The organism is Thioclava sp. GXIMD2076 (assembly GCF_037949795.1).
GTDB lineage: Bacteria > Pseudomonadota > Alphaproteobacteria > Rhodobacterales > Rhodobacteraceae > Thioclava > Thioclava kandeliae.
Genome location: NZ_CP149932.1, coordinates 1,885,173 through 1,907,056 on the forward strand (window position 1 = coordinate 1,885,173; position 21,884 = coordinate 1,907,056).

The window sequence follows — 21,884 nt, forward strand, 5'->3', positions numbered from 1 at the left end:
AACAAAGCTACCGCTAACAGTCTCACGTTGAAGCAAGAATTTTAAAAGATCAATATAGTTGATATTATTGTTCATATAATCTGATATTAATTAAACTCTTCTGATAAGGAATTGTTTTCATGAAGATTCAAAATGAAATAATTTATGACTTCCGTTCAGAAAGATGTAAAAAGACATAGCGCGTTTTCATTCATCGTTATTATTAGCGATAAAATAATCACGAGAATGCGATGGACGATTCATACCAGTTTACATGCGAAGACGGTGCCGGACGGCAATATGTTTTATACGCACAGCGGCCCCGTAAAACTCGTATTTTGCCATCAGGTAAAGTTCTGAGTGTTGGCGGCGTTAAAAGCTACAACCTTGCCGATGGAACTGCCGTTTTGGACAATGGTGACGGATCGTTCAGCGTTCAGTACGACCCCCCGATAGAGATTTACCGAAAGGGCTAAAGGGCCCTTTCATCTTGCAGCTTTGTTGTCAGCTCAGGCCCTACCGAAACGGTGGGGTCTTTTTTTATGGAGAAATGGAATGTTCAAACTCTTGCCCGACTGGCGCGAGGTGCTGCTGCGCGCCTGGTCGATCCGCCTGATCCTGCTGACGGCGGTGCTTTCCGGCCTCGAGGTCGTGGTCTCGCTCCTCGATGCCGATCTGCTCGGCATGCCGCCCGGGGCGTTTGCCGCGCTGGCTGGCCTCATCTCGATCGCGGCCACCATCGCGCGGCTGGTCCAGCAATCCGGCATCTGGTCCGAGGATCTCGGCCGAGACGAGAGCGGGGCGCTGCGCAGGCGCCATGCGGCGGGCGTGGCCGGCGTGGCGGCCGCGATCGCGATCGCGCTGGCGATCACCACGATCGCGCCCTGGGAAGGCAAGGAGCTGCGCGCCTATCGCGATATCGTCGGCATCCCGACGATCTGCTTTGGCGAGACAGAAGGCGTGAAAATGGGCGATGTGGCGACCGAGGCCGAGTGCCGGACGCAGCTTGCCAAGCGGGTCGCGCAGTTCGAGGCCGAGATCAGGCCCTGTCTGCCATTGATCCTGCCGGAGCGGACCCGCGCGGCCTTTATCAGTGCGGCTTACAACATCGGGTCACATGGCTTTTGCCGCTCGAGCATGTCGCGCCGCGCCCTGGCTGGAGATCTGCTCGGGGCCTGCGATGCGCTCCTGATGTGGAACAAGGCCGGCGGCCGCGTGGTGCGTGGCCTGACCAACCGGCGCAAGGCGGAGCGTGAATTATGCCTGTCCGGTCTGTAATCGCGGGCGCCGTCCTTCTGCTGATGATGGCGGCGAGCTTCGGGGCAGGGTGGGCCGTGCAGGGCTGGAGGCTCGGTGCGCAGCTCGCGGCCAAGCAGGCGGCATGGGATGCGGAGAAAACCGCGGCCCTGCTCGCAGAGCGCCAGCGCACCGCCGAGGCAATCCAGAAGACCAACGCCGCCAATGCGGCGCTGGCAGAGGCAGAACGCGCCCTGATGATCGCGCAGGGCGAAAGAGACATAGCCCGAAGGAGGCTTATCGATGAAATTGAAGCTGACCCTGATCTTGGCGGCCCCGGTATTCCTGCTGGCCGCTTGCAGTCAATTCGCGACCACTGGGCCGGTGGTGGCCGATGAAGCACCGCGCCCGCAGGTGGTGCTGTTAGCCGCCGTCCGCATTTCGTGCGCCTCGCCGGCGTCCCTCCTCTCAACGGGCGGTACGCTGGCGGATGACGCGGTGAGCATTACTCGGCTTGGCGACGAGCTGATCGCTTGTGATGGGCGGCGTCGGATTGCGGTGGAGGCGTTTGAACGTATGGTTGAATGAAGCACTCGGCCCTTTGCCGACATTCGAACTAAGCGCAGCGAAAGACCATCTCCCCCGACCTCGTGGGCACTTGAACCGCCACGGTTTTGCCGGAGTCTGATTGTCGTTAGTTACGCTGCCATGTCTTCGGTTTCCAGAGTTGCCTAGAAGTTCGCCTCTGCCTCGACTGGTGGGATATTCCCGATAGGCTGAAGGAGGCGCCGGTTGTTGAACCCGTCCACCCATTCCAGCGTGGCATATTCGACGGCCTCGAAGCTGCGCTAGAGACCACAGCGATGTGAGGTGGCCTTGTAGAGGCCATTGATGGCTCGGCCAAAACGTTGTCGTAGCTGTCACTCACACTGCTGGCCTCGCCCAGTCTTTCCGTGTAACGAATGGATAGGTATTGCGACCCTCTGTCGCTATGATGGACCAGCCCCATGCCCTTTGTCGGCCGCCGGTCATGGACCGCTTGCTCCAGAGCATCAAGGACGAACCCGGTCTATTCAGAAGTGCTGGCACGCCAGTCGACGATCTTGCGCACATAGGTATCGATGACTAAGGCGACACATACAAAGCCGGTCTAGGTGGCGACGTAGGTGAAGTCGCTCACCCAGAGCATGTTCCGCGCGGGGACGCGGAACTCGCGGTTCACCTTGTTCAGCGGACATAGGGATTTTCTGTCAGGGATCGTCGTTTTGTGCGGCTTGCCACGGATGACGCCTTGAATGTCCATGTCCTTCATGAGCCTCGCCACCGTGCAACGCGCGACATCGAACCCTTCCCGGACGAGCTGCCGCCAGACCTTGCGGACGCCGTAGACGCGACAGTTCTCTTCGAAAACGCGTCGGATTTCGGGCCGCAAAGCAGCATCACGGCGCGCGCGGACCGATAACTGCGCTGGGTCGGCCCGCTTCGCCAAGTGATTATATTAGGTGGAGGGGGCGATCGACAGCACCTTGCTGATCGGCTCGACCCCATGCGCATCTCTGTGCACCTCGACGAAATCCTCCATCACTTCGGCCGGCGGTCGAGCTCCGCCATCGCAAAATAGCGCTCGCCTTGCGCAGGATCTCATTGGCCTGCCGGAGTTCTCGGTTCTCCCGCTCCAAGGCCTTCATTTTGTCAGCCATGTCGCTCAGAATGCCGACATGCTTGCCGCCGTCGATCTAAGCCTTCTTAACCCAGTCGCTCAACGTCTTCGCCGAACCCCCGATCTTCACAGAAATCGACGTGATGGCCTGCCACCGAGAGCCGTGCTGCCCTTCATTGTCGTGAACCATCCGTGCGGCGCGTTCGCGCACTTCTGGGGAAAACTTGTTCGTTATCTTTCTCATGATGCTCTACCCGAATCAAGAGTTGGAGCCTCCGGCAAACCCGGGGTGGTTCAGTATCGTCATACTGCAATGACCCTTAGGTCCTTACCGTGTATGACAGGATCGAAGTCATCCCGATCAAGGTGAATAAGGTCGAGCTCATGGCCATAGTCGGCAAGGCTGGTCTGGATGCTTTCCAGAATGGCGGCGCAGTAGCTGCCCTCGTAGGGTTGTTTGAGGACAACAAGAACTTTCATGGTCGGTTTCCATCACGAAAAAGTTGGAAAGGGTCAGGCGGTGATTGGCGCCACGAGGGATGCGAAGTTGTTGATCGCCGCGATACGGTCATGGGTTGCAATTTCACCGATGTAGCCGTCCGGTCGGATCAGGATCAGCGTGTCTGCCGCGATGCCATAAATGGACCGGAAGGAGCCCTGCGGATCGCTCAGCGAAAGCGCTTTCCCGGCCGTTCCGTCGATGGCTACGCGGGTCAGTCCGGCGCCGTTCTCGGGCCAAGTGACGGCTGCGAGTTCTGCCCGGGCTTCCTGCCCAATGGCGAACAGTGTGAAGGCTGGGCCGCGGGTTACATCGAACAGGCGCAAGGGGGTGCGGTCCTGATCCGCGAGCTTCGCGTCGGGTGCACGGTCTCCCGATTGTAGTGTCGTGGTTGCCTCGGCTTCGGAGCTGGCCAGCGGGCCGCCCTTGTAGGTGATGCCGAGTTGCTTTTCATCCGCGCCCCGCTTGATGCTGGCAGGATCGAGCCGATTGAGGGCCTCGTATTTCGCGGTCGACAGGCCGAGCACCCGCGCGGCGATCGGTTGCCGCTCGGCCTCGTAGCTTTCAAGCAGCGTCTCGGGGGCACCGGCCAGGACCTGACCGAGCTTCCAGCCGAGGTTGTAGGCATCCTGGATGCCGGTGTTCAGCCCCTGGGCCCCCATGGGCGTGTGAACATGCGCCGCGTCGCCTGCCAGGAATACCCGGCCTTCACGGTAACGCGCCGCCAGCCGGATATTGGGACGGAAGACTGTTTTCCACTGTATGTCGCTCAGCCGCAGCTTGCCGGAGCGGGTCTGCTTCCGGAACCGCTCGTTCAACGCGGCATCGGACAAGTCGGGCGCCTCGCCCGGCTGCAGGCGGATCATCACCTGAAAGAGGTCGCCATGCGGCAGCGGGCAGGCCCCGGCAAACCGGCCCCCGAGGCCGGGCCAGACGTGCCAGTGATTGCGTCCCAGGCCTTCGATCCGGCAGTCGAGGATGATCATCCGGTCGGCTTCGTTGGTCTGCCCCTCGAAGGCGATGCCAACGCTCTTGCGTACTAGACTTGCGCCTCCATCGGCCCCCACAACATAGCGGGCGCGCAGCTCTTCGGGTCCGGAGGGGCCTGCGATCCGCGCCGTCACCCCGCTGTCGTCCTGCTCGACCCCGAGAAGTTCCGTGCCGTATTCGACCTGCACCCCGAACGGCGCGAGCTGCTTCTGAATGATCGAGTCGGTGCTGAACTGCGGGATCAACCAGGTGTCGCGGTAGGGAGTAGCGTCGCTTTCGGGCGCCGGCTTGGACATCCGCTTGGGGATTCGGACCGGCCCCAGATGGATGCCCAGAGGTGGGTAGGGAGACCCGGCAGCGAGGATGTCGTCCAGCGCGCCGAGGTCTTCGAACACTTCGAGCGACCGGGGCTGAATGCCCTTGGCGCGCGATCCGGGAAATCCGTGCGGACTCTTGTCGATGATGCGGGTGCTCACGCCGCGCCGCGCAAGGTCGACGGCAAGGGTCGACCCCGCCGGTCCCGCGCCGACGATCAGAACGTCCAGGTCTTCAAGCATTTGCAATTCTCCGTATTATGTGCAAAATACACATAATTAAATCTGTCGATTCTGCCAAGGATAAATATGCAAAATACACACATATCGACACTTACGCGCCAACTACATATCGCGCTGCTCGATATCATGGCCCTGATGAACAACCCGCAGGTTGATGAGGAGATGCTTCGAGCATCTGGACTTAACCTCGACCGCGCCCTCTTCGCATTGCTTGTCAGCGTCGAGAGGTTCGGCCCCTTGGGTGTTGTGGAGCTGGCAGACCGCGTCGGTCGTGACTACACGACGGTTAGCCGGCAGGTGGCCAAGCTTGACGACCTCGGCCTTGTCAAGAGGCGCGGCAGTGCGCGCGACCGCCGCATCCGCCAAGCCTGCATCACGCCGCATGGGCAGTTGATGACTGACGCCGTCGATGCTGCTCGCGCCAGGATGGCCGGGGTAATATTCGAGTCCTGGGACGAGGGAGAGGTTGGGGAGCTCGTTCATCTTGTGCAGAAGCTGGCGAAAGGAATGCGCGAAGTGACCGGCTCGATACCGTTTGACACGCCATAGCGTAGATGATTGAGATCGTTGAGCGGACTTCCTCTACAACTGAACCGTCCTGCCGGTGTGGGCGGATTCCGGACCTTCGCTGCACCTAGGGCGAACGGCAGCGATAAGTCATTGCGGTCAGTCGAGGTCGGCACCTGATTTCGCCACATGAGCACCTGCGCGAAACACCTGCGATGGGCAGTTACGGCGTCTACTGCGAAATGATCGGCGCTTTTTCTTTCCAATCCATGCGTTCCAATTCGGTGACGGCGAAACGGGCGACATCTGCCCGCGAAACTTTCCCGCCGTGGAAGCTATGCAGATCGGTTAGCGCCCGGACCGTCCGGGTTGCAGGGCCATCTGTAAGCACCGAGGGACGCAGGATTGTCCAGTCCAGACCGCTGGCGCGGATGAGTGCCTCCTGTCGGTCCTTATCCTTGTAGATCGGACCAAGCAGCAGCGGCTGGAATAGCCGGTCGTACAGGAACCCGCCATGGCCGCGGCTGTCACCGGCGCCCATTCCGGTGATGGCCACCAGCCGCCGAACGCCCTGCGCCTGCATTGCCTCGACCAGTACACGCGTGGATCCGGAGAGCAAGGTCACCTCCTTCAATGGGCTTAGCCTGGTAGGCCCGAGCGCGCTGATTACCCCGTCGCATCCTGATAGTGCTATGGTGACCGTCACGGGATCAAGCGCGTCCCCTGGAACGATGGTCGCCGTATCGCGGAGCGGCGCCGCCTTTTTCGAAGACCGAGCAAGGACGACCACCTCGTGGCCATTCGTATGAGCTTCGCGGACAATGGCTCGGCCGGTGCCGCCGGTGCCGCCAAGAACCAGGATCTTCATGCCCCACGCCCCAACTGTGCCCTCAGGAAGGCCCCCGTCAGCGCAATGGCCTCGGGCGCGGCCTCCAGAGATTGCAGACTGGCGGGGAACACGTGGGTCATACCGCTCCATACGTGAACCTCCGCCACGCCTTCATAGGCCAATGCGTCGTCGAGCAGGATCTCGTCCGTGCCAACATGGATCATCGTGGGCGGCATCTTGCCCTTCAGCCCGAAGCACGGCGACAGATCCGGCGTACGCAGGTCCTGCACATGGCCCGCATAAAGACTGGCCGCCGTCTTCAGCTGCGCCCGCGACAGGAGGGGATCGGCGGCCGTCCGTTCGGCGATACCAGGCGCTGCAAGGCTCAGATCCGTCCAAGGGGACAGGGCAACGACGGTGTCGATAACGGGAAGGCTGGCTTCCACCTCGGGATCAGTCATCTGTGCGATGGCAAGCGCCAACCCGCCGCCAGCCGAGTCCCCGACCACTCCAACCCGTCCGACACCCGTGGCCCGCAGCCCGCGCAGAACCGAGCGAATATCGGTCAACGCTGCGGGGTATGGATGCTCGGGCGCCAGCGCGTAGTCCGGCACAAAGGTCACGGCACCCGCCGCACGGGCCAAATGGCTGGCGAAATGGCGGTAGCTCCGAGCGGAGCCGAGCGTGAAAGCCCCGCCGTGAATGTAGAGGATGGCAACGCCCGGCTGCCGGTCGGCAGGGCGGCACCACCACCCATCGACGCCGGCGATTTGCGCCTCCTCGAACATCACCCCGTCGGCCGTGGGTACTGCGCCGATAAAGGCGTCATAGGCCTCACGGCCCTCGGGCGTCAGAACCATCTCCGGCTGAAGTTTCAGATAGGCCCGCATCGCGCCCATGGTGATGCGATCTGCAGGGCTCAGCGGGTGGTTAATGCGTGTCATGATCAGGATCTCCTTTTTGGCTAACACGCATATGGCGCTTCAATAGTGATATGGTAGATGCTAAAAATGGTCTCTATTGTTTCATAAATGGAATACCGATGGATCTGCTTGCCCTTAAGGACTTCGTGCTGGTTGCACAACACGGCGGCATTGGCGCCGCCAGCCGCGCCTCTGGGCGCTCCAAGGCAACGCTTTCGCGCCATCTTGCGGGTCTCGAAGATGATCTGGGCGTACGGCTGGTAGAGCGTGGTGCAAACACCCTGCGGCTGACCGATGAGGGCCGCGCGCTTCATGCCAGATCACGGGAGTTGCTTCTCGAGTTCGCGGAGCTGCGCGAGGCTATACAGGGCCGCCGTGATGACCCCCATGGACAACTACGGATCAGCGCGCCCTTACTCTTTTGCCATATGCATATGGCCATGCTCGCGGCCCAATTCCGGGCCCGCCACCCCGGCGTAGTCTTGGACGTTCAGGCCGACGACCGTCAGGTTGATCTTGTTGACGAAGGTTTCGACGTCGTCATCCGCGTGAACCCGCCCGATACTCATGGTCTGGTCGGGCGATGTTTCATGGAAGACTGGCTGACCTTGGTCGCCACGCCCGCAATTGCAGCGCGGGCCGCCGGGGAGGTCCCCGCCGTCATCCTGTCCTCCCAAAAGACACAGGGGCATTGGACCGTGCAATCAAACGCAGGTGGGCGTCAGATCGCCGGGTCGGTCGTGCTGAAGCTTCCAAGCTATGTGCTGGTCCGGACAGCCGTGCTTGAAGGTGCGGGCGCCGCGGCGCTGCCCCATTCCCTTGTGGATGGGGACCTGCGCCGTGGAAAGCTGCTCAACATGGGGACAGTTGAGGGCAGCGCCACACAGATCTGGGTTCTGCACACCGCCCGCCGCCTGACCTCGCCCAAGGTCAGGGCCTTCGTCGACTTCGTATCGAACAGATTTCGGACACCTGAATGAAGCGTGTGAATCACGGTTCACGCGAATGGTTGGGTGGAACGGTGCAGCCGCAAGGGCTGCCCCCTTCAAAGCCCGTCACAAGTAGGAGCCGGCCTTCCCACGTCCCAGATCTATATCTCAGGAGCGACGGCGCACCTGGAAGCACCTGTGTGCGGCCTCCTGCCCCGTGCCTGCTGTCGTCTCAGCCTCTTCGGCCAAAGAAATCCAGAAGAGCGGAGGCAACCGCTTTTGGCTGCTCCTCTGGCTGGAAATGGCCGCACTCCTCGATGATGTTCGAATGGACATCTGCACAGAACGGTGCAAGCGCTCCGGAGAGATCGGGGATTGAGCCCTGATCTGCGCCAAGGGCAAGAACCGGTAGGGAAAGGCGCTGCGCCTGGCCCAAGCGTTTGTTCTGTCTGGCAGAAATAGCGGCCGAGCGATAGAAAGCCAACCCGGCGCGAAGTGCTCCTGGTGCAGTGAAGATCCGCAAGTATTCCTTGAGTGCCGCTTCGTCAAAGGCACCAGGATGTGCGGTCTTCTCCCGCAGGAACCACTCGAGATACGGCAGTTCGCGGCCTTCCAGAAGGATCTCGGGCAGGTCGGGCACGGCATGGAAGGGGAAATGCCAGGTTTTCCATGACTTATCGGGATCCGAGGGCAAATGTTCTGGTAGGGTCACGCCAGGAATACCGGCATCCATGAGGACAAGGGCCCTGATCTCGGGCTCGAACTGATGCGCATAGGGAAAGGCGACCCAGGCCCCAACGTCATGTGCCGCTAGGAAATATTGCCCAAGATCCAGCGTTTGGATCAGCCCGTGCAGGCGCTGTGCAACGGTCTGCGTGTCATAGCCATCCAGCGGCTTGTCGCTGTCGCCCTGTCCGGGCAGGTCGATGGCCACGATGCGATACTCGTCCCGCAGCTCTGTCATGACTCCACGCCAGGCGAAGCTGCTTTGAGGGTACCCCGCCAGCAAGACCAACGCGGGCGCATCTTTGCGCCCACCATCGACGTAGTGGAAGCGCAGCCCATCGACACGCTTGAAACGGTGCGCAAAGCCTTCGGGAGCGGAAGAAAGTGTTATCGAGGTCATGGGAAGTCCTATCGAATGAGAACCGCACCACCGAGCAACATGCCGGCGGCCAGAAATCGTTGAAGGGTCAGCGGATGTTGCGGCATGTCGAACATTCCAAGGCGGTCAAGCAGAAGCGAAAACACGACTTGCCCGGTGATCACGAGCGCGACCATGCCAGCGGCACCAAGGCGCGGCGTCGCAAAGGCTATCCCCGCCAGCGTGATGACGCCACAGATCCCGCCCGCCCAGGCCCAGAGTGGCAGCGCAACGAGGTCAACCGTTCGGGGCAATCCGCGTGTCAGGTAAATGCCTGCCCCGAACAACAGGAAAGCCGAGAGTAGCGCAGAGATGCCGGCCGCCCAGAAGGCCGATCCCAGAGCGCGCGCGAGCTTGGCATTGAAGGCGCCCTGCAGTGGTAGCATGGCACCTGCCAGCAGGGCAGAGAGGATGAGAAACGGCATCAGGCTTGCCCGAGAAGCCGGAGCGCGCCAGCGACAAGGGTCCCGCTGTCCATTTCCATGAGCTCGACCTTTCCCAAGATGCGCATACCCTGTTGCATGGCAAGCAGCAAGGCGGCGGTCGTGGCAGGGTCGACTTCTTTTGAAATCGAGCCGTCGCTGTGCCCCTCGTTGATCAGCTGCTCCAGCCGGTCCCGTCGCGTCGCCAGCTGATTGCGCAGTATCGTCGCTGCATCGCCGACAAGGTCCAGATCAGCCACTCCGGAAACGACCATGCAGCCTAGACGCCCATCCCGGCCCTGGCTCAACGCGGCAAAGATCCGTAGCAGGGCGGCAACCTTCTGCCGTGCATCTGACTCGGCACTCAGGCGTGCGTCGATTTCGGCTTCGCGCAGGGCGATGTAGCGGGCCAGCGCGCAGGCGAAGACGCCCTCCTTGCCGTTATAGGCTTTGTAAATGCTGCCGGTCGTCAGCCCGGACGCCGTCTTCAGATCGGACATGCTGACCCCGGCAAAGCCTGCAGCGCTGAACAATGCGATTGATGCATCGAGGAAGCGGTCTTCGTCGAAGGCTCGAGGTCTGCCACGAGGGCGTGTTTCTGGTGTGGGGCCCATAGAGTTACCTTATTTAGGAATCATTCGTTTCCTATTTATAGGTTACAGTCTTTCTGGTCAATTCAAGAAAATTTTCAGCGGGGGCGTCGAATAGCGCCAGACCCTCGTTTGCAAGCGGGACCGATTAGCAGCTGTGTCCGGATATTGTTGATAAAGTCGACGTTCGAAGCGTTTTGCGTACGATCCTAAAAGATCGGATTGCCGGCTCCGCTCATGCGGGGGCTGGCCCGGGCACCAACTTGGCCAGTTTGCGGAGGTTCTGGGCGGTTGCGGCGAGTTGGAATTGCTCGGTTGCACCCTTGGGTCCGCGCAGACGCATCATGCGCAGGCCGATGTAACGCTTCAGATGGGCAAAGAGCATCTCGACCTTTCGCCTTTGCATGAACGAGGTCATGTAGGCGTCGGTTTTGCGAATTTCGCGAGCGATGTCTCGGGCCGCTTCGTGAACCGAGCGGAGCACTTTTCGGGCGGGTTGGGTCGGACAGCATTGCGCTTTTAACGGGCAAATGTCGCAATCCTGCTTGCGCGCGCGGTAGCGGATCAATCCGTCCTTGCTGACATTCGTGGTGCGCGGCGTAGAGAATTTCCGGCGGGACGTCTCGAGCGTATTTCCGGCAGGGCACGTATACCGATCGGTGGGCGTATCGTAGACAAAGTCGTCCCGCGAGAAGGTGCCGTCGGTGCGTTTCGATTTGTCCCAGACGGGGATGTGAGGGGCAATCTTGCGCTCCTCCACCAGCCAGCCCAACATTTCGGCCGATCCGTAGCCTGTATCGCCGACCAACTTTCCGGGTTTGATGCCAAAGCGTTGCTGAACGCGGTCGATCATGTCCCGTGCGGCGCGCGCCTCCGCTGGCCGTATCGGAGCTGTTGGCTCGACATCGACGATCACAGCATTATCCAAGTCCACCAGATAATTGGTAGAATAAGCGAAGTATGCGGCACCGCCGTCGGCTCCCGTCCAGCGGGCAGCCGGGTCTACTGGCGAGATGTACTTGGGAACGACTGCGGTTGCGGCGCCGAAAGCTGCATCGTCGAGTGTTTCAATATATTCGTTCACGGCTCGAGACAGCAGGTCTGGCGACAGGCCTTCCTTGCTGTCGACGCCTCGCGTCTGATTGGCATTCGCCGGGATCAAGCTGGCATCGACGCCGAAGCTGTGACCGCCGACCAAACCTTCATTGATGCATCGTTGCAGAACGGTCTCGAACAGATGCCGGAACAGCCCGCTCTCACGGAAACGCCCGTGCCGGTTCTTGGAAAATGTCGAATGATCCGGCACCGCGTCGGTCAGATCGAGCCGGCAAAACCAACGATATGCCAGATTAACATGAACCTCGTCGCAAAGCCGCCGCTCGGACTGAATGCCCATGCAATAGCCCAGCAGAAGCATGCGGATCATCAGCTCGGGATCGATCGAGGGGCGCCCGCCAGAACTGTAGAACGGTGCCAGCATTGGCCGTACATCCGAAAGGTCGAGGAACCGGTCGATACCCCGCACCGGGTGATCCAACGGCACGAAACTCTCAATAGAGAAATCGTAAAACAAAGCGCCCTGCGCAACTTGCCTTGGCCCCATCATTGCAATGCCCTCCACTCTCAGAACGAGTGAATCAAAGCCTCGGGCGTCAAGCAACGGACTTTTTCAACAATATCTCCGCAATGCTGACGTCGAGCAGCTGGGTCGTGCCGCATAGTGCCACAACGGCGGGTTCAGCGAACTGCACCGCCGGATAGAGTAGCCCGATGAATGTCCGGTAAGGGCCGTCTCTGCCGGACGGCCCCACTCTTCTGGGCTGCCAGTGCGCAGTACGGCCGCAGGCCCGGTTCGAACCCAAAGCAATCTTTTTGGTGGTCCGTCACACCATGCTTTCGTCGTGCTGGTATGATGCGAGAAACTCGCTCGGTGTCTGGGACATGACTTGCCGGAAGGCGTGGGAGAAGGCCGCAGTGCTTGTAAAACCGGTCTCCCGGGCGACTTGAGCAATGGCCTTGCCTTGCCCGAGTTCCGGAACGGCCCAAAGGATGCGGGCGCGCTGACGCCAGGCCTTCAATGTCATTCCGGTCTCCTCCGGAAACCGGCGGCTTGCCGTGCGCATGGATGTGGCGGCGCGGGACGCCAGTGTCTCGAGCGGCAGGTCATTGCGGTGGTCGGCCAGCGCGATTTCCGCCACCCGCAGCCCGATCTCGCTCGCAGGCATGGGCAGGTAGGTCGGGGCCTGTTCGATGGCCCGAAGCTCGTGCAGGATGAGCCGGAGCATGATCTTGCCCCGCTCCGACGAAATATCGGACTCCGCAAGTGCATCCAGCAGGCTGCGCAACAGCGGTGATACGAGAGACACGAAATCCCGCGCGGGAAAGTCCTCCGGCGCCGATGCACGCAACGCGGCGGGCGGCCACAGCACCACGAGAAGCTCGGCATCGGTCATGATGTCCAGTCGATGCGGCATCTCCGGCGGAACCCAAGCTGCCAGCTGCGGCGGCAGAAGCCAGACCCCGCCCTCGGTCCGCAGTTGGGCCAGCCCCGAGGCAACGAAAGTCAGCTGCGCCTGATCATGCGCATGCTCAGGCAGAGCTTCCGTCCGCCGTTTCAGGACTCTGTGCAGTGTCACCTTCGGGGGTAAATCTGGCATTTCAGCGATGTTTGTTGGCCACATATCGATGAGGCAACCTGATATCACTCTTGAAGACACAGTCCAAGACGAAAGGCATTATACAATGCTCACGACATATATCGAAGAATATGGCCCTAACAGCGTCGTGCATCTATCGGAGGCGGAGCGTCCGGTTCCGCGCGCCGGCGAAGTGCTCGTTCGGGTCCTTGCGGCCGGGGTCAATCCCGTCGACTGGAAAATCCGCAGCGGCGCCGGCGCCCGTATGGGAATGACGCTCCCCATCCGGCTCGGCAGCGAGTATGTCGGGATTGTCGAACAGACCGGAGAAGGCGTCACGAACTTCTCCGCAGGTGATGAGGTTTTCGGGATGGTCAAGACCGGCGCCTTCTCGGAATACCTTACCGTTCCCGCCGTCGATATCGCCCGTAAGCCCGAAGGGCTCGGTCTAAAGAAGGCGGCGGCACTCCCGCTTGCTGGCACCACGGCCTGGCAAGCGATGTTCGACGAGGCCGGCCTTGTAGAGGGCCAGCGCCTGCTGATCACCGGCGCATCCGGTGGTGTGGGAACGCTTGCGGTCCAGCTTGCCAAGGCGGCCGGCGCGCATGTCACCGCCCTTTGCTCGACCCGCAATATCGACCTTGTGCGCGGCTTAGGGGCCGATGAGGTTGTCGATTATACCGCATGCCGCTTCGAAGATTTCGTCCATGACATGGACGTGGTTTTCGACACGGTCGGTGCCGAGACATTCCAGCGAGCCTTCGCAACCCTCCGCCGGGGCGGTGTAATGGTGACCGTCGTGGCTCTCCCGGAAGGGGATGAGGCCGCGCGTTATGGCGTCACGGTGAAACGTTCCTTCACGGCTTCGAACGCCGAGACACTTGGGCGGATCGGCGCACTCGCCGAAGCTGGAAAACTCGTGCCACGCATCGAACGGACATTTGGTCTATCCGAGGTTAAAGATGCCTTGGAGCTGTCCGAGAACGGGCGCGCCCGCGGGAAGATTGTGCTGACGATGTAATGATCCTGCGAAGAGGGCGCAGCGTTCCGAACGGGTAACGGCGGGAAAGCAACGAAGAGGACTGAAGGCGTGTAACGTCCGCTTGGTCCCGCTGCGCCAACCTTCACCCTGAGATTTTTCTGCATCATGCCGCGAAAGACCACTTTGGGGAAGCTACATCTAAGCGACAATGCCACCTCGACCGTCGGCTTTGGGCCGTTTGTGCAATTTTAAGAAAGTGTCTCATTCGCTTTTCGAAGGAGATACTTTTCGCCTGATGCTCTGAACTTTTTTGTGCGCGAAAATCGAATTGGTAGGCGCGAAGTGATTTGAACCACGAATCTGCTTCTTAGAATAGGGCGGGAAGCTATTTAGCTATCTCTTTGAGATAATAGTTATGATACGCATTTTTCTCCCGAATTTTTTCTTAGTATTCTGATTTTAAATAATTTTATTATGCTCTCTGGGGGCACCATTTATCAATGTCTTCACGCCTTCTGCAGCTTTTAGACTGCCGGAAGATCTTGATCTTACTTTCCCTCTCGGCCTTGCAGACCGTGTGGCGGTGGACCGAAAAGTAGCGCTGGACCCCTGTCAGCCGAATCCAGCTCGGGATCTGGTCCGACTCATCTTCCTGGGTGAACCTCTCGTCCCTGCTCGTTGGCGCTCCTTCTTCTCGTTCCGGCGGGCGAAGTGCGCATGGAAGGTCTGTTAGTCGTGGCAGTTCCTGCCAGGCATCTGAAACCGTTGATGCCTCGGAGATAAGGGGCGCTTGTCCGATCGGAAAGCTGGGTAGGACTGGATCGGGTTCACGCGGGGCCAGACAGATGGGGTGCGTCTGTCGCCACTCGGGCCGCATGAACCTGAGGCGTTGTCGGGCCTCTCCGATAGGTCACGCCCAGAGGAGATGGCGTAGGCTATGGCCTATTGCGGGCAGCAGCTGCCCGCGCCGCGCCACGTTTTCGGGGGCTTGCGAGAAGAGATGGCGGGTCAGGGCCTGACGCGCCGCCGTATCGGGCATGAACTCCAGTCTGAGGCTCTGGCGTCCACCATGGGCGCGCAGGATCCCGATCCGGCAAGGGATCTCGGGCAGCCCGTCAAGTTCCAGAATACACACGCTGTTGGCGGTCAGCCGCTGGATGCCCTGTGCCATAGTGGCGCGGGCGTGTTCGACGCTCAGCCCTGTAAGCCGCAGATCCAGTATCTCCGAGCCGTAGCGGAGCTGGCCTGCCAGATCCATACGGATCTCCACCTCGTTGCCGGGGCGGGGGCGCTCATAGCAGATCCCGAGCGCCATGACCGAGATCAGCATCGCAACCGCCGCCCAAGTCAGATTGAAGAGATCCTTGGCCGAAGGTTCGGTGATCGCGAGCGGCCCCACCAGATTGAGTGCGATGGCCAGCCCCAGAGCCATGGAGATCGCGCCGAAGAAGGTGGCTTGCGGAATGTTTACCTTGACCGATGAATGGTCGCCGCCCTTGTCGGTGACCTTGAAGGGTTTGCCGAACGGGTTTCTGAGCGCGGCAAGGAGGGTCATGGTCACGGGAAGGGCGGTCAGCGCATGGGTGACCTCGGTCAGAAGCGGCAGCGTGCGCCCGCCCGAGACCCAAGTCGAGTAGACCCAGAAACAGATCAGCGCGGGGAGGCCGAAGCTGAGAAAGGCCAGCTCGTCCGCGTGATAGGCGGGCAGGTCGAAATACCAGTAAAGCACGGGGGCGATCAGCATTAGCGGGATGAAGGGCTTGGACAGCCATGACATCAGCCCGTGCACATAATGCAGCCGTTGGCGCAGGGTGAACCGGCCTTTGGGCGAGAGCGGCCCGTCGGGCATGCAGCCGATCTGGATCGTGCCCAGACACCAGCGCGTGCGTTGGGTGATATATTCGCCCACACCCTCGGCAGAGAGCCCCACCGAGAGCCTCTCGTTCAGCCAGCGGGTCTGGTAGCCCAGCTCCATCAGCTTGTAGCTGAGCCACATATCCTCCGAGAGAACGCCCTTGGGGAACCCGCCCAACTCGGCGATCAGATTGCGCCGGACAACGAAGGATGTGCCGACGCAGAAGGCGCAGCCCACCGCGTCTTTTGCGGGCTGGAAGATATCGAAGAACACGCGCTGGTCATCGACGAAACTGTCGCTCAATCCGAAGGCATGCTGGATCGGGTCGTTGTTGTAATAGAATTGCGGGGTCTGGACGAGGCCGACGCTGGGTTCCTCGAACATGCCCACCACGCGGCGCAGGAACTGTCGCTGGGGCGCGAAATCGGCATCGAGCACGAGGATCAGATCGCCTTTGCCCGCATCATCGGTCAGCCGGTAGGCATTGTCGAGATTTCCGGCCTTGGCATGGGCATTGTCGGGGCGTGTCAGGTAATTGGCACCTACCGCCTCGCAATAGGCCCGCAGGGCGGGGCGGCGGGTATCGTCACAGACAAACACGCGGAAATCTGGGTAATCCATCGCCAGCGCGGGCAGGATGGATTTCTCGAGCACATTGATCGGCTCGTTATAGGTGCAGATGAAGACATCCACGCGGGGCCAGTCCTCGCTGGCCTCCAGCATCGCCTCGGCGCCGTCGGCAAACTCCCCATTGTCGCGATGGTTGAACAGGATGACGATCGAGGCGAGCGAATAGGCGATGGCCGCCATCTCCGCCGCCCAGAAGATCCACGGCCAGAGCCCTTTGAGCGTGAACGAGAACTCGGGCAGGGTCTGTGTGGTGCGCCAGACCGCGTAGAGGATGACCGAGAGCGCGGTGAGCGATCCGATCAGACGCCGTGGAAAGGGCCTGTCGGAGGGCAGCCCCAGTGCAAGCGCCAGCATCAGGAACAGCAGCCCGAGATTATAGGCAAGGATCGAGGACATATCCGCAAGCGTAGGAGAAATCATTGGAGAGGCTCCGGAGAGGGGTCTTGGGAAAGTGGCGAGGGGGCCGGTATGAAGGGATTGCGGTCCTGCAGGGCCAGAAGCGCCCAGGCGGTGGCCCCGAGATGCGGGCGGGGCGGATAGGTGAAGGCGATCTCCCCGCTCGATCCGATCCCGATGGAGAGGCCCGTCGAGAGGGTGGTGCCATCCGTGGCGAGAAGGTAGCCGGTCGCGGGGTCGACGAGCGTCGAGAGGGTGATCATGAACTCTGTTGCCTGTGCGGTCAGACCCAGCCGGTTCAGGGTGAGGGCTGCCTGTGCCGTGCCTTCAGCCCAGATGCCGTCGCGGTCGTCGTTGAAATCCAACCCATTCCGCCCGTTTCGGGTGACAGTGAGCCCTTTCAGGATGTCGGCCACGGTTGCAGGGCGGCCGCTGATCCGGCCCAGTTCGGGGAGTGCCAGATAGGGCCAGACCTGCACATCGAGCATCGTGCCGCCGTTCTCTGAGGGCTGCCCCTCTGGAGTGGTGCCGGTCAGAAAGGCTCCGCGCGCGGGGCGCCACATTTTCAGAACCATCTCGCGGGCGGTGGCCTCGATCTGTTCGAGCCGCGCGCCATCGTCCGGCGGCAGGGGGGGCGTGCTGGCCATCAGGGCCCGTGATAGTGCGACGATATCGAGATTGTGCTCGGTTGAGGACCATGGCGCGCGGGCAGGGTCGGGCTCGAAGCCGAAATAGCCGCCCAGATAGCCCCGCTTCGTCCCGTTATCGGGGCGCATATGGTCATCGATCCAGTAGGCAAGCCCCAGCGCCGCCGCGCGCCATTTCGGGTCATGGCTGGCGGCAGAGAGATGCAGATAGGCCAACCCCACCCATGCCATATTGCCGCTCGTCGTGCCGACCTGATAGGCATCCTCGATCCAGCGCCCCTCCTTGTCCGACCAGTAACCGGGGGGCAAGGCAGGCCGGGCGGAAAGGCCCGCGCGATAGGCATTGCGCAAGCGGCCATCTCTATAACTGCGATCCGCCTCCTGCGCCTGCAGGAAGGCTGCGCCGATGCGCTGGGCCGAGGGCAGGTCCCCGCAGCCCAGAAGGGCGATCACCGCAAGGGCGTTGTCATAGACAAAGCCCGCATCGCGCAACGCCGGATCGGGCTGCGAGACGCCCGCGCCGCGGTCGGGCTGTTCAGGCCAGCTGGTTAGAAAACCCGGATCAGGCCCGGCAGGAAGGCTCGTTCGCAGGGAGGTGCATAATGTCTCCTCCAGCTCCGCAGGCGGAGAGGCCATGGCAGCGGGAAAAAAGGAACTTGTTACAAACACGCCCAGAATGCCGCCGAGCAGGGGGGATCTAAAGCCCCGAGGCGACATCATGTGCGATCTCATGGCGGGGGAACGCCGTGTCCTCAGAGGCGGCCAGCGCCGAATTCGGCTTGATCGCGGCCAGAGCCGTATCGAGCAGACCGCGCACGCCTGCGCTCAATTGCGGCAGGGTGCCCTCCTGAAGCTCCGCCGTGACCCATGCGCCAACGCCGCAGGCCATGCCGCCCGTCTGCGGCGGGGCAGCTTCGGGCTGGATCATCACATAGAACTCGCGCCGTTCGGTGGGCGGGAAGGGCAGCACATAGCGAGTATCCTCGGTATCCGTGGTGCGCGGCAGGATCGAGGTCACCTTGGCTGGCACCGGTTCCGGCCAATCGGGGGAGGAGATCTTCATCGCGGTGCCAGGGCCGAGTTTGCTGGCGGTGCGTTCGGGGAAAATGGCCACGATCACACGCTGATCACAACGCACTGCACGGGCGAGGGTATCGCCTGCGCGCGCCGCCATCCCGTCCTCGATGGCCAGCGTCGTGACCTCGGACTGGCCCTGCACCTCGACACTGGTCTCGCTCAGCAGCGAGACGCGGTGCTCCTCGGCATCGCGCATGGCGATCACCGCGCGCAGACCGTCTTCCTGTGTCGAGATCTCGCCCTTCAACAGCGCGATCGCCTGTGTCGCGCTGCGCCATTCGGCCTGCAGGGTGGGCACCTGCCCGCTATCTATCCCGACGATGATCCCCTTGCGCGCGGCGTTCAGGCGCTCGACGAGCTGGCGTTTGCCCAGTTGCAACTCGTCCAGCTGGCTCTGGACGATATCGGCGGTCACCAGTTGGTCCTCGGCCACGGTCTTGGACACGATACCGGCCGTCTGCAGCTTGGCCTGACGGGCGGCCGCCCCTTTTGCCAGTCCCAGCGTCGCCTCGAGGCGCTCGATGCGGGTTTGGTTTATGGCCAGCTCGTTCTCCAGATTACCAAGCACCTCGCGCTGCATGCGCAGCACCTGATCCGACAGCTGGGCGGCCTGCGTCTCGAAGGTCTTCAGGCGCAGATTGCGCTGTGTGATCTCCTGTGTCATCTCGCTGACCCGAAGCCGCAATTCGACCAGTTTGGCCTGATCGACCGAGACATTGCGGATGCGCGCGACCGTCTCGCCGTCGCGTAGGCGGCTGCCGGTGTTCATGGTCATACCCTGCACGACCCCGTCAATGGGGGCGGTGATCAGATAGGAGGGCGCATTGACAATGGCGCGTTCGGATCGGGTCGTCAGGACCGGAGCGAGGGTATTGGACACCATCAGAAGCCCCAATACCGAGGCAGCACTATAGGAAAAGACCCGCATACCAGCGAGACCAGTGGAAAAGGCCATGGGAGGGCTCCATTTCTCGATGTTGAACGTCTGGAGTAAGGCAAAGAGGTCTCGAGCGCCGACCCGAAGGGTCGGAGCTGAATAGGTTCTCCTCCGACGCGCAGTGCGCCGGGGCGAGAAGTCGTGGAGGATCTTGCTTTATCGTCTAAACCGGACAATCCCGGTTTACCTTTCGTTAAGTAAATGACAACACGCGACCGATATCCGATCAAGTGCCGTCATTTACTTTTTCCATTTACGGATATTAATCACGAAATCTTATTAACTTTTAGCCTCGAAATTGACGAAGCGCAGAGCGACAACCCGTTCTATCTGATCACAATTAAGGGCTGCCATCGAAGATGTTTAAAAAATGTGCGTGGGTGTTTCAGAAACGTATTTCAGAAGAGTTTCAGATTTTTTCGCTCGAATCAGTAAGTTATAGAACAATTTTGAGGATTTTCATTGTGTCACAATACACGCTTTGGTTGATTTACGTTGCGCGGCTTCGGAGCGCTTAAGCCGTCCGGTAGGAGCTGAAACAGGGCGTGCGTGCAAGGCGTGGGCCGGAGTTGGAGTGCCAAATTGATATGTTTATTATATGGGACACATACTTCGGAAAACCGCTGCACTGTTCTCATGCTGCTATGAGTTTCACCGATTTGGGGCAGAACGGTGCAATGCCTCGGCGCCGTTAACCGGAGATTGTCACAATTGGACCGCATTTACTTAATAGTTTTTTAACGATTGACGCGATGCCGACCCGTTCAGCAATATCGGTGTCACGAAACTGTCATATATCAAGGGGCGGGCCGATTCCGAAAGACAACGACATAATTGCGAAGAGCGCGCCCCTGCGCGAGATGATCGTGAGCGATATGCTGACGCTGGATGTCGATGTGCCGCGTGGTAAGGCCAAGCTCAGCGGGTCGTTCATCGTCTCGGACGCGTTCCCGTTGAACGCCGGTGAGGACGCTCCCGTTCTGGTCTTGCGGGGTGAGGAGGGCACGCTGCCCGTGGTCTTCAACGACAAGCGCACCCCCAAGCTCGCGCGCCGTTTTACCGATGGCGGTAATGCCGATCGCGCGCGGATCGTGTCGCAATTCATCGATCTGCACCGCTTCCCGCTACATCTGTTCCTCGAAACGCCCGACGGGCGGCGCAGCGACTATATCCGTAGCTTCGATCTGCCGGAACTGCGCGATGCGCGGATGGTGGCGCTGATGGAGATCTACGCGCGTAGCGAACCCGAAGCCCGCAGCAATACCCTGTTCAAGACGCTCTACAAGCGGATCGATGGCCGTCCGACGACATTGCGCAACCGGATTGCCCGCCGCTGGCTCTACGGGCTGTTCGACAGACGTCCGGCGCGTGGCCGGATGCATATGACCCATATCCGCAAGGCGTTCGAGACACAGGGGCGACCGCTGGCCTTTGACGCGCTCACCGAGCATATGACGAGCCATGGCGTGGCCCTCGCACCGCATGGCGGGATGACCTTCGACGGGCTGGAAAGCGCGACCGTCTGGGAGGCGTTCGACGTGATGGCCGAGCGGCTGGCCGAACTGGGGCTGACGGTTTTCCTAAATTCCGGCACGCTTCTGGGCGTCGTTCGCGATGGCGATTTCCTGCCCCATGACGATGATATCGATGTGGCCGTGCTTCTTGATGCGCGTAACGAGGAGGAGGCTGCCGAAGCCTTCTCGCAGCTTCGCACGCTTCTGGAGGAGGAAGAGCTTATCGATCCCGAGGCCAATGTCTCGGCCGGTATCCACAAGCTCAAGCGCGTGGGTCCGGTGCAGGTGGATCTGTTCCCCGCATGGATCAGCGAGGAGGGCAGGTTGTTTGTCTATCCCTATAGCTATGGCGATGTCCCGCGCGAGGCCTTGATGGATCTGGTGCCGTGGCAGGGTAATCCGCGCCGCCTGATCCCCAAAGACCCCGATACCGTCCTGAGCGCCAATTACGGCGAGGGATGGCGGGTGCCCGATCCGTTTTTCGTATTTCCTTGGACCAAGGCGAAGAAGAGGTTCTCGGCTTTTCTTAGCCTGCTTGAGAAGGAACTGAAATGACCCGAAAAGTGATTACTTACGGCACATTCGATCTGTTCCATCATGGCCATGTGCGGCTGTTGCAGCGGCTTGCCGATCTGGGCGACCATCTGACGGTGGCGGTCTCGACCGACGAGTTCAACGCGATCAAGGGCAAGCGCTCTTCCATCCCCTATGCCCATCGCGCCGAGATCGTGGCGGCCTGCCGCTATGTCGACGAGGTCATTCCCGAAGAGCATTGGGAGCAGAAGCGCCGCGATATCGAACGTCTGGAGATCGATATCTTCGCGATGGGCGATGACTGGGCCGGCCATTTCGATGACCTGTCCGATCTGTGCGAGGTGATCTATCTCGAGCGCACGAAAGATGTCTCGAGCACCGAGATCAAACTTTTCGTCCGCAGCGCCTGAA

At 60.8% G+C, this 21,884-nt stretch carries 19 protein-coding genes, 1 pseudogene and 1 other annotated feature; of the genes and pseudogenes, 7 read left to right on the top strand and 13 right to left on the bottom strand.

The window, feature by feature from the left end; translation table 11 throughout:
* Positions 1-534 precede the first annotated feature (534 nt).
* Complete coding sequence (locus WDB91_RS09350; protein WP_339112296.1) at positions 535-1,257, top strand: lysozyme; 723 nt, start codon at positions 535-537, stop codon at positions 1,255-1,257.
* Positions 1,239-1,613, top strand: a complete 375-nt coding sequence (locus WDB91_RS09355) for a hypothetical protein (protein ID WP_339112297.1) — start codon at positions 1,239-1,241, stop codon at positions 1,611-1,613. The genes WDB91_RS09350 and WDB91_RS09355 overlap by 19 nt, the downstream gene beginning before the upstream one ends.
* 300 nt (positions 1,614-1,913) lie before the next feature.
* Here WDB91_RS09355 and WDB91_RS09360 read toward each other — a convergent pair.
* From WDB91_RS09360 to WDB91_RS09370, 3 genes and pseudogenes are all read right to left on the bottom strand, one after another.
* Positions 1,914-3,119 (bottom strand): annotated as a pseudogene (locus WDB91_RS09360) (IS3 family transposase).
* Positions 2,723-2,838 (bottom strand) — a sequence feature (AL1L pseudoknot). Its footprint overlaps the pseudogene before it by 116 nt.
* Positions 3,120-3,178: 59 nt before the next feature.
* Positions 3,179-3,355 (bottom strand): hypothetical protein, encoded by a 177-nt coding sequence (locus tag WDB91_RS09365; RefSeq protein WP_339112298.1) that lies wholly within the window; start codon positions 3,353-3,355, stop codon positions 3,179-3,181.
* A 33-nt stretch (positions 3,356-3,388) separates the two neighbouring features.
* Positions 3,389-4,921 carry an FAD-dependent oxidoreductase gene (locus WDB91_RS09370; RefSeq protein WP_339112299.1) on the bottom strand — a complete coding sequence of 511 codons (1,533 nt, stop codon included), beginning with the start codon at positions 4,919-4,921 and terminating at the stop codon, positions 3,389-3,391.
* A 66-nt stretch (positions 4,922-4,987) separates the two neighbouring features.
* Between WDB91_RS09370 and WDB91_RS09375 the strand changes: the two genes are divergently transcribed.
* Positions 4,988-5,470 carry a MarR family winged helix-turn-helix transcriptional regulator gene (locus WDB91_RS09375; protein WP_339112300.1) on the top strand — a complete coding sequence of 161 codons (483 nt, stop codon included), beginning with the start codon at positions 4,988-4,990 and terminating at the stop codon, positions 5,468-5,470.
* A gap of 190 nt (positions 5,471-5,660) precedes the next feature.
* On the opposite strand, the gene WDB91_RS09380 is transcribed toward WDB91_RS09375, so the two are convergent.
* Positions 5,661-6,296 carry an SDR family oxidoreductase gene (locus WDB91_RS09380; RefSeq protein WP_339112301.1) on the bottom strand — a complete coding sequence of 212 codons (636 nt, stop codon included), beginning with the start codon at positions 6,294-6,296 and terminating at the stop codon, positions 5,661-5,663.
* Positions 6,293-7,201 (bottom strand): alpha/beta hydrolase fold domain-containing protein, encoded by a 909-nt coding sequence (locus WDB91_RS09385; protein ID WP_339112302.1) that lies wholly within the window; start codon positions 7,199-7,201, stop codon positions 6,293-6,295. The genes WDB91_RS09380 and WDB91_RS09385 overlap by 4 nt, the downstream gene beginning before the upstream one ends.
* Before the next feature lie 98 nt (positions 7,202-7,299).
* Between WDB91_RS09385 and WDB91_RS09390 the strand changes: the two genes are divergently transcribed.
* Positions 7,300-8,160, top strand: coding sequence for a LysR family transcriptional regulator (locus WDB91_RS09390; protein ID WP_339112303.1), 861 nt, complete (start codon positions 7,300-7,302; stop codon positions 8,158-8,160).
* A gap of 181 nt (positions 8,161-8,341) precedes the next feature.
* Here WDB91_RS09390 and WDB91_RS09395 read toward each other — a convergent pair whose 3' ends face one another.
* From WDB91_RS09395 to WDB91_RS09415, 5 genes are all read right to left on the bottom strand, one after another.
* Positions 8,342-9,235 (bottom strand): alpha/beta hydrolase, encoded by an 894-nt coding sequence (locus WDB91_RS09395; RefSeq protein WP_339112304.1) that lies wholly within the window; start codon positions 9,233-9,235, stop codon positions 8,342-8,344.
* Positions 9,236-9,243: 8 nt separating this feature from the next.
* The gene (locus tag WDB91_RS09400; protein ID WP_339112305.1) at positions 9,244-9,678 is read right to left on the bottom strand and encodes a DMT family transporter; all 435 of its coding nucleotides are present in this window, start codon (positions 9,676-9,678) and stop codon (positions 9,244-9,246) included.
* Positions 9,678-10,175, bottom strand: coding sequence for a TetR/AcrR family transcriptional regulator (locus WDB91_RS09405; RefSeq protein ID WP_339112306.1), 498 nt, complete (start codon positions 10,173-10,175; stop codon positions 9,678-9,680). Before WDB91_RS09405 ends, WDB91_RS09400 begins: the two co-directional genes overlap by 1 nt.
* A gap of 325 nt (positions 10,176-10,500) precedes the next feature.
* A complete protein-coding gene (locus tag WDB91_RS09410) occupies positions 10,501-11,871 on the bottom strand; it encodes an IS1182 family transposase (protein WP_339112261.1) in 1,371 nt (456 codons plus the stop codon).
* Between the two features lie 277 nt (positions 11,872-12,148).
* Positions 12,149-12,922, bottom strand: coding sequence for a helix-turn-helix transcriptional regulator (locus WDB91_RS09415; RefSeq protein WP_339112307.1), 774 nt, complete (start codon positions 12,920-12,922; stop codon positions 12,149-12,151).
* Between the two features lie 85 nt (positions 12,923-13,007).
* Here WDB91_RS09415 and WDB91_RS09420 point away from each other — a divergent pair, with 85 nt between their 5' ends.
* Complete coding sequence (locus WDB91_RS09420) at positions 13,008-13,922, top strand: NADP-dependent oxidoreductase (protein WP_339112308.1); 915 nt, start codon at positions 13,008-13,010, stop codon at positions 13,920-13,922.
* Between the two features lie 871 nt (positions 13,923-14,793).
* Here WDB91_RS09420 and WDB91_RS09425 read toward each other — a convergent pair.
* From WDB91_RS09425 to WDB91_RS09435, 3 genes are read right to left on the bottom strand one after another with little or no spacing between them, the layout of a single operon-like run.
* Positions 14,794-16,788 (bottom strand): cellulose synthase catalytic subunit, encoded by a 1,995-nt coding sequence (locus WDB91_RS09425; RefSeq protein ID WP_339112309.1) that lies wholly within the window; start codon positions 16,786-16,788, stop codon positions 14,794-14,796.
* Positions 16,785-18,131 carry a hypothetical protein gene (locus WDB91_RS09430; protein WP_339112310.1) on the bottom strand — a complete coding sequence of 449 codons (1,347 nt, stop codon included), beginning with the start codon at positions 18,129-18,131 and terminating at the stop codon, positions 16,785-16,787. Before WDB91_RS09430 ends, WDB91_RS09425 begins: the two co-directional genes overlap by 4 nt.
* Entirely contained in the window at positions 18,109-19,443 is a 1,335-nt protein-coding gene (locus WDB91_RS09435; RefSeq protein WP_339112311.1) for a hypothetical protein, read from the bottom strand. Before WDB91_RS09435 ends, WDB91_RS09430 begins: the two co-directional genes overlap by 23 nt.
* An 857-nt stretch (positions 19,444-20,300) precedes the next feature.
* Here WDB91_RS09435 and WDB91_RS09440 point away from each other — a divergent pair.
* Together WDB91_RS09440 and WDB91_RS09445 are read left to right on the top strand one after the other, a co-directional pair.
* Positions 20,301-21,494 (top strand): LicD family protein, encoded by a 1,194-nt coding sequence (locus tag WDB91_RS09440; protein ID WP_339114497.1) that lies wholly within the window; start codon positions 20,301-20,303, stop codon positions 21,492-21,494.
* Positions 21,491-21,883, top strand: a complete 393-nt coding sequence (locus tag WDB91_RS09445; protein WP_339112312.1) for an adenylyltransferase/cytidyltransferase family protein — start codon at positions 21,491-21,493, stop codon at positions 21,881-21,883. Before WDB91_RS09440 ends, WDB91_RS09445 begins: the two co-directional genes overlap by 4 nt.
* The last annotated feature ends 1 nt before the right edge of the window (position 21,884 follow it).